The organism is Methyloglobulus sp., assembly GCF_046714055.1.
GTDB lineage: Bacteria > Pseudomonadota > Gammaproteobacteria > Methylococcales > Methylomonadaceae > Methyloglobulus.
The window spans coordinates 1-7,659 of sequence record NZ_JBKKBJ010000092.1; the positions used below are offsets into that span (position 1 = coordinate 1).

The following is a 7,659-nucleotide window of genomic DNA, read 5'->3' on the forward strand; positions in this document are numbered from 1 at the left end:
GACGGCAAGCCCTGAGTGTTCGTTAGTGACCCCAAGCGCACCTGTGGGCCCGAAACCAAAGCGGTGGACATCGAATGTTGGGGCCGGTTTATCCGTAGTCCGCAGGTGCATGCCCCGTTCTCACTGGTAGACACCTACCAGCTTGCTTAGTGTCACTGAAAACAGGACGGAAAGGCTATATGGCGAGCGACACCCAGAAGCCAAGCCAATTTATGGAAAAACGCCAGTATCTGATACGCCGCTTGGTTGGATACAAATAGACCATACCACGGTTGACTTGATTATAGTCGATCCGATTGACCGTCTACCGATAGGCCGTCCTTGGATAACCATCGCAATTGATGTTTTTAGCCGTTGTATTGCCGGTTTCTATCTATCCCTGGAAGCTCCATCGGCAACAGGTGTTGGGTTTTGTTTGACGATGGTCGTCAGCGACAAACAAACCTGGCTGGAACAGCGCGGGATTGACGCAAGCTGGCCGATTGTGGGAAAACCCTGCCGTATTGGGGTTGACAACGCCTCTGAATTTCATTCAGCCGCCTTTGAACGTGGTTGCAAACAACATGGCATAGAGATTGAATGGCGACCGCCAGGACAACCGCATTTTGGCGGGATCGTTGAACGCGTCATCGGCACTTTAATGACGCTGACACATGAATTGCCTGGAACAACATTTTCAAACCCGAATCATCGGGGCGATTATGACAGCGACCAGACCTCGTGCCTGACGCTCGAAGGACTTGAACACTGGCTAGCGCTAGCGATAACCAAGTATTACCACCTGAAACCGCATGAAGGGATGGACGAAGACATACCCTTGTATCGCTATGAACAAGGTCTCCAGGCAATGGCCCATGCCGGCAAAACTATTCCAATGCCGCGTGACCCGCGCGCTTTCTTAATTGACTTTTTGCCTGTAGTACGGCGTTCATTGCAACGCGATGGCATCATCATCGATCACATCACTTATTATAGTGATGCACTGCGCCCTTGGATACGCTTACGAAAAGAGCCAGGCTCTTTGATGATCCGCCGCGATCCCCGTGACCTATCACAAATCTATGTATTTGATGCCGAGAATAATTATTATTTTGTAGTGCCATACCGGATGTTGTCGCGACCCCCCATCACCCTATGGGAACATAAATTGGCACGTAAACGCTTACATGAACAACGGCGAGACAAAATTGACGAAAACAGCCTATTTGCCGCGATTGATGAAATGCGTGAAATCGAGCGCAATGCCGAAACAATGACGCGCACAGCCCGCCGCAACCGGACACGACGGCAAGCTGTTTTGACATCCGAGAATCCGGCAAACCAAAAGCAACCACCAACTTCACAAGAATACACCGAGCCAGTCAGCCCATTTGAGGATATAGAGCCGTGGTAGGCTTGAATCACCTGAATCCTGAAACAAAAACTGAGCCCTGTTGCCTAGCATGGAACGGCTCACCCATCTCAATGTAGGGCGTTGGATTGGCTATACCCGTGCCAACCAAATGCTCGGCCAACCCGAAGCACTCTATACGAACGAACCCGGAAAGCTCCGACCACAAAACCTCCTCATCGTCAACCCAAGCAATAACGGCAAGACCAGGATTGCAGAAAAATTCGTGAGGTTGCATCCACAAAGGCATTCCGATGAGGGTAATAATGAAATTATTCCGGTCCTTAAGGTGCAAATGCCACCCGAAGCAACCAATAACCGTTTTTACACTGTCCTGCTCACTGAGCTTGGTACACCCGTCGGCTATTTTGGGCACCATATTATGCGCGAAACGTTGACCCTACGGCTCATGCGTACCGTCGGTGTCCGTATGCTTATTATTGACGAGGTGCATAATTTACTGAGCGCAACCGCGAGACGGCAACGCGAAATGTTAAACCTGCTCCGCTATATTGGCAACGACTTGAGGATTCCTATTGTCTGCTTAGGCATCCGTGAAGCATATTTGGCAATACGTAGCGACGATCAACTAGAAAACCGTTTCCATCCCGTATTGCTGCCACTATGGGAATCCGGTTTGGAACTTGCACGTTTGCTTGCCAGTTTTGAAACTATATTGCCTTTAAGGGGACCTTCCCAGCTATCGGCAAAACCTTTATCTGAACAGGTATTACGGCGATCAGAAGGTACGATTGGTGAAATTTTCGCGTTGCTTACCGGCGCAACCACAACAGCACTAATGCAGGGAGAAGAACGTATCGCCTCCGAAATAATGGATAACACCGATTATAATCCTCCGAGCGTTCGCCGTCGGATAGTTGAACGGGAACTGCGATGACGGTTAATGCCAAGAAGATGGCCGTTGCACCCAAAGCCTTATGACTATGAAACTTCGGAAAGATATGTCCGTCGGCTTGCTGAAACTTACGGCGTAAGTTTCGAATCTTTTTGCCTACATGCGCTTGGCATTCCCAGGGCTGATAGCAAAACACGACAATTCAAGGAACCTTCACCCGAAATATTGTCTCGGCTGTCTGAGGACACTGGCATTCCTATTGGTCAACTGGAACAAATGTCCCAATGGCGGCTATTTAATCGCTTATTGAAGGATCTTGAAAAATACTTAGCCGTTCCTGAAAATTATGCCAAATTTGAAAGTTTCTTTAATCGAAATTTTTCGCAAAATTCCTAAATTAGGCGACAGCATGGCATGCACAGATAAAATCAAGCCTCCCCTTGTCGCAAAACTATGGTGCAAAAAGCTTTATTTATGGTACATTTTCGCGACATTCTTTTGAAGTATCACCCATGTTGATAGGTTACGCCCGTGTATCGACCGACGACCAACACCTCGACAACCAGCGTTCGGCGCTTCGTGCCGCTGGCTGCCAACGTATCTACGAAGAAAAAATATCCGGTGCCAAACGGGCAAGACCGGAATTAAATAAGTTGCTCGATCATTTGCGTGAAGGCGACGTGCTCGTGGCGACTCGTCTGGATAGACTGGCCCGTGCGACACGAGACCTGCTGGAGTTGGCGGAGATTTTGAATCGTGCCGGTGTTGGCTTGCGATCACGTGGCGAACCGTGGGCAGACACGACCTCGCCCATCAGGAAAGAGGGTGCTGACCGTTTTTGCTGGCATCGCCGAATTCAAACGCTCTCTTATTGCTGAGCGAACCAGCGCCGGACGTCTTGCTGCTCAGGAAAAAGGCGTACGCTTTGGTCGTCCGCCGAAACTAAGCACCGAACAGGTTGCGCTTGGGCATCGGCTTCGCGACGAGGGAATCTCCGTGCGGGATGTTGCCCACATCCTAAACTGTCATCATGCTACTTTATACCGCGCAATCGGCACATACGTCATACGTCCCACCCTCTGACAGCGACTAAGCGCAGCCCCAGCTTACTGCTGACATCGGCTTTGACAATCTGCTGACACCAACCTAGAAAAGTCACACAGGCCATTCTCGTAGTGGTAATGATGTTGAATCAGTGGTCACTATCCGGTTCGTGGTCACAAAATCTTCACCAAACTGTCATTAGTTTTTAATAAGAGGACTTTATAGTGCCTCACTTGGGGCAGTGGCTTCAATCATTAGCCTGACTAAAAACCTAAACCAGGAGAATACACTATGAACAAATCACTAGTTGCTTTGGCTATAAGCCTGGCAGTGCCGGGTGCCGCAACTGCGGCGGACGATTTCGGCATGAAAGTCCAGCATTATTTAAAGGCCCACGCAAACCAATACTTTGGCATTGTCAGCCCACTAGATGCTTCTGAAAGCGTGACCGTGCCGAGAGTTCCCACGCAATCAGCATCGAACTTGATTAAATTGGCGCCAGGCCTGCATGCCAAGATTGTCACGCGCAAATCAGCCCAGAACTCCGATATGATGGCTTTCTGGCCTAGCGACATTAAGCCTACCCACATCGTCACCTGCATCGAAGCCGACAACTCTGCCGTTGTACAGGGTCAACCCAAACTGAACCCTTCCGTACAAACGGTCAATTTGGCTACCGGTGAAGTAAAGACAATTCTGCGTGGCATGACCGGTTGTGACGGTATCCGCCGCACACCCTGGAACACTATCGTTGCCACAGAAGAAACTGATGACGGCGGTCTGTATGAAATCCTTAATCCGTTGGCTACGACTGAACAAACATTGGTTGCTCGCGGCGCAAGCGCTACGACTGACAATGCAGGCAATCCGGTGACAGGACAAGTGGAATATCGCGGCGCAGTAGGCAAGTTGGCATGGGAAGGTCTCGATCTGAACGAAAAAGGTGTTGTTTATTACGGCGACGAAGAACGCCCGGGAACTGGCGGTGCTGACAATGACGGCGGCAGCTTGTTCAAGTTTGTTCCTGCTGTGCTGTGGAACGGTACGCCTGTCATCAACTTAAGCCAGTCGCCCCTGGTTGCGGGCAATATCTATGCCTATCAAGCCTCTTGCCAAGCCAGGACCAGCAGCAGCTTCCCGCAGTTCGGACAAGGCTGTGAAATCGGCGAAGGTGCCTGGGTAAAAGTTGATCCTAGCAACTTGCGCACGTCAGCTTACGCCAACTCCGCAACTGGCTTTTATCGTCCTGAAGACGGTCATTTTGACCCCATGTACATGGGCGCAGGCATCAAGTTTTGCTGGACCAACACGGGTAACAATAGCGGCAGCAATCATGGTGAGGTGGCTTGCTTGATCGACACGCTGCCGGAAGGCACGGGCGAAAAAACAGGTACTGACAACACTAAAAACTCATTTGGTTTGACCTATCTTGCCAACAGCGCAGAGTCTAAAGGCTACGCAGTGGCTGTCGCTAACCGCGCGGTAGAAGGCGATGCCGATCTTAACCAGCCTGACAACCTGGCTTTCCAACCTGTCACCGGCAATATGTATGTGATCGAAGATAATCCTTTCGGTGATGTATGGGCGTGTTTACCTGATGGCGGCGATCGAGACATCAAAACTGACGGCTGTGTAAAAATCCTGTCCGTTCGTGACAGCAGCGCCGAACCTACCGGCTTTGCATTCACCGGTGACGGTAAAACGGCTTATGTGCATATTCAACACAGTGGCGATACAGCGTGTGTTGCCGGCACAGACTGTACCAATAACGATGATTATGCCACTGACGACCTGATCAAGATCACGGGGTTTAAAATCAAAAAGCACCATCATTAGCATGATGATAGGTCAGTAGCCCTACCCTCCTCAAGGTAGTACTCGAAGGTCGCCAGTTAATAGCGTTGATGGCGGCCTTTTTTTTGCTCAGCTTATCATTAGGCTTGGACGGCTGGAGAGAGTTGATCCGTCCCTTTGTCATAATTCCGTCATAGTCCGGCATTAAAATTTCAGCTTCGGAATTGAGTGCTTGGACGTAATCTTCATGAAACTTGCAGTCCGCCATTTGTTTATTGCCATCGCAATAGTGGCGAGTTTGGTGTCAGCCAGCTATTTCACTATTATTTGTCTAGCCGAACCCGCAAATCCGGAATCTTATAAGACGGCAAGGCTTTTCCCTGCGGATGCCCAGTCGTCTGTCACGTTTGATGAAAGCATTATTGCCAACTCATTGCTTGATTTATCTCAGGACCGTCCTCTTGTCATTGTGCCCGACTCAAATGGTGTGGTTGTGGCACTGGATGGCGAGACAGGAACGCTGGAATGGCAAATTAATGCGCCAACACCAGAAGGCCAACAAGCCCAGCTTATTTCAACCCCGGTCATTATAGGCAATAAGTTGGTCATTCTTTATCAATGTCTTGAAAAAGGGGTGCGTACCAGCCATCGTTTGGCGGTGATTGACCTGGTTCAAAAAAAGTTGGACGAGACTTTTCCGGTCTTGGTGTTATCGGCTGAAAAACCCACTGCTGATGGTGTTGCAACCGTAAAATTCAATCCGCCGACGGCTTTTTCCCATTCCGCCCTCAAACATGCTAAGAAGGCGGGTTCTCAGTGGGGTTTACTCTACGCTGCCTTTGGCAATGCTGGGGATACCCAGCCCTTTCACGGCTGGCTGTTTGAAATCGACATGGATGCCTGGCAGCAACAGGGAGCAAAGTGGGCGATAAGCAGTGTGCTGTTGACGACACCGGAAGCTGAATGCCCGGTCACCATCGAATCCGGGACTCAGGAAATGATATGCGGAGGCGGTATCTGGACACCGGCAGGCCCACAACTTTATCCGACCGAAGACAGTTTTGAGTTGTTTGTTCCTGTCGGCAATGGGCAAGTCGATCTCACCCGCCATGATTATGCCAATACTATTATGCGTATGCAGCCAGGCCTGCAATTTGATCCTGGTTGCGATGAACATTTGTGCAAAAACTTTAATGCTAGCCAGCCGGAGAGCGCTTGCCTTGATTCTTGCAAAAACCTGTTCATTCCCCGGTTGGTAGCGGCTAATGCGTTTCTTAAGCCAGTCAGTGGCGAATGCAACAACAAGACCTTCTGGGAATGCCTGGCCTGGATGGATTATGATTTGGGTGCCAGCGCACCCGTTAAGGCCACACTGAAAAGCGGCTATTCCGTCCTCGTGCAGCCGGGCAAAGAAGGCGCTGTTTACCTGATTGATGCCAAGCATCTCGGCACCCAATATGACCGTTTGCAAATTGTCGATGTTTGCGGAACGCTGGCTGATGACTGTAAGGCAGGCTGGATGGGGATGATCGTCACCCAACCTGCGCTCACTTATATCAATGAAGAACCTGTGGTGGTGATCCCCACATTTATCCCGGATAACACCCATCCGGCGGGTCTGGTCGCGTTAAAGGTTGTGTTGGAAGAAGGCAAGCCCAAATTGCAGCGATTCTGGCAGTTTCCTGATCCGTTTAGCAGCAAAGCGGTACAGAAATTCAGGAGTCATCCTTCGCTGCCTGTCATTTCAACTCTAGGTAAGGATGGAGATGCGATTGTTTGGACTGTTGATATCGGCAATCCCGGCATATTGTATGGCATCCGGGTAAAAGATGGTGCCGTAATGATTGAACATCCCTTGTTAGGGACCGGACGCCAGCTTTCAGCGCCGTTAATTTATGACAATACCTTGTATCTTGCATCCACACTGCCCAGCACCGGCAAAGCCATGATTGAGGCTTACCGACTCGAAATACAAAAATAATAAGCTGTCATAAAAATTTCATGCAAGTGTCATCATATTTTAACCTGCCCCTATCAATATAAGCCTATTGGTGATTTAAAAAGAGGGCTATGTCATGAGCAAACCAACATTCAACAAACACTGGTTCAAACAACACGACCTGTTTAGCTTGGCATTCGCATTGACGGTTTTGTGCCTGCTGGTGTCCTGGGGTGTCGAGTTATTGGCTAAAGAATTGTTTCGTTTAATATAAAAAGCCTTGCTGCTGTGCCAGTTTGCCATAAACAAACAGGTTTGATACTGCGTGAACTCACTGATAAGTTGTCCGGGATAATGGACTAGTGGGTATCCAAAGCTTTAGCCACCAGGATATATCCTTACCTGATTACGTACAAGCTTCAGAGAAAATCAAGACGGGTGATGATCCCACGAATTCTTCAAACGCCGTCACCCCGGCAGATACCGTCTTGCCCACCTAAAAGCAAGCAATATTTAGATGGCATAGTTAGGATCAAAAGGTTTGCCAGATTTGATGACGCCGAAGGCGATATGAATTAACTTACGCATAGCGGCACAAGTAATGGCTTTACCGTTTTTACCGTTACTCTGAAGGCG

The 7,659-nt window shown here is 49.5% G+C and carries 8 protein-coding genes; all 8 read left to right on the forward strand.

Translation table 11 applies throughout. From position 1 onward, the window contains the following. Positions 1 to 142: 142 nt before the first annotated feature. Positions 143 to 1,393 (forward strand): transposase, encoded by a 1,251-nt coding sequence (locus ACLQ6D_RS05670; protein ID WP_411726314.1) that lies wholly within the window; start codon positions 143 to 145, stop codon positions 1,391 to 1,393. Positions 1,394 to 1,442: 49 nt separating this feature from the next. Then, complete coding sequence (locus ACLQ6D_RS05675; protein WP_411726315.1) at positions 1,443 to 2,288, forward strand: TniB family NTP-binding protein; 846 nt, start codon at positions 1,443 to 1,445, stop codon at positions 2,286 to 2,288. A gap of 6 nt (positions 2,289 to 2,294) precedes the next feature. Beyond that, complete coding sequence (locus ACLQ6D_RS05680; RefSeq protein WP_411726316.1) at positions 2,295 to 2,642, forward strand: TniQ family protein; 348 nt, start codon at positions 2,295 to 2,297, stop codon at positions 2,640 to 2,642. A gap of 116 nt (positions 2,643 to 2,758) precedes the next feature. Continuing rightward, positions 2,759 to 3,124 carry a recombinase family protein gene (locus ACLQ6D_RS05685; RefSeq protein ID WP_411726317.1) on the forward strand — a complete coding sequence of 122 codons (366 nt, stop codon included), beginning with the start codon at positions 2,759 to 2,761 and terminating at the stop codon, positions 3,122 to 3,124. Beyond that, complete coding sequence (locus ACLQ6D_RS05690; RefSeq protein WP_411726318.1) at positions 3,072 to 3,329, forward strand: helix-turn-helix domain-containing protein; 258 nt, start codon at positions 3,072 to 3,074, stop codon at positions 3,327 to 3,329. Before ACLQ6D_RS05685 ends, ACLQ6D_RS05690 begins: the two co-directional genes overlap by 53 nt. A gap of 252 nt (positions 3,330 to 3,581) precedes the next feature. Then, the gene (locus tag ACLQ6D_RS05695) at positions 3,582 to 5,126 is read left to right on the forward strand and encodes an alkaline phosphatase PhoX (RefSeq protein WP_411726319.1); all 1,545 of its coding nucleotides are present in this window, start codon (positions 3,582 to 3,584) and stop codon (positions 5,124 to 5,126) included. A gap of 205 nt (positions 5,127 to 5,331) precedes the next feature. Beyond that, entirely contained in the window at positions 5,332 to 7,065 is a 1,734-nt protein-coding gene (locus ACLQ6D_RS05700; protein WP_411726320.1) for a hypothetical protein, read from the forward strand. 94 nt (positions 7,066 to 7,159) lie between these two features. Next, on the forward strand, positions 7,160 to 7,297 hold the full coding sequence (locus ACLQ6D_RS05705; protein WP_411726321.1) for a hypothetical protein: 138 nt from the start codon (positions 7,160 to 7,162) through the stop codon (positions 7,295 to 7,297). Positions 7,298 to 7,659: the final 362 nt, after the last annotated feature.